This is a genomic window from Xenorhabdus eapokensis (genome assembly GCF_001908105.1).
The window spans coordinates 1-531 of the sequence record NZ_MKGQ01000180.1; the positions used below are offsets into that span (position 1 = coordinate 1).

The window sequence follows — 531 nt, forward strand, 5'->3', positions numbered from 1 at the left end:
GCTACGGGAGCTTTACAGCCACCCGGAGGCGATCGTTGCAGGCTCATCGATCATTTAAGAAACAGGTTAATTCTTAAAGCATCCTGTCAGGGCGTCAATCAACAACCAGATCTTCATGTCCGTTGATTTGCACGCCGGGCTTTGCGCGATTGGGTGACCGCTTTGTCATTCAGCCTGCCTTTACAGGCCGGATAGTTCACACAACCCCAGAACGGCGCGGTTTTTCCCTGCCGTTGCCGCATCCGGCCGCCACAGTTCGGGCATTCGGGGGTTTTCGGCAACGTCAGATGCAGCGGCTGTGCCTTGCCGCGCTCGACTAAATGCACAAGCCACTGCGCCTGTTTTTGCATAAAAACCGCCAGCGATGCTTTGCCCTGCGCAATATCTTCCAGCGATTGTTCCCATAACGCGGTCATACCCGGATCGGTCAGTACCGCCGGCAGCCCGGCAATCAGTTCCTGCGCCAGCGGTGTTGCGTGGATCGCTTTCTTTTTTCGCTCAATCAGCTGGCGTTTAAATAAGGTGTCCAGA

General features: G+C 55.4%; 1 protein-coding gene. It reads right to left on the reverse strand.

Annotated features, from left to right (window positions below):
- Nucleotides 1-113: 113 nt before the first annotated feature.
- The coding region (locus Xedl_RS20060; RefSeq protein WP_208605117.1) for a DNA topoisomerase at nt 114-531 on the reverse strand (418 nt) is incomplete at its 5' end.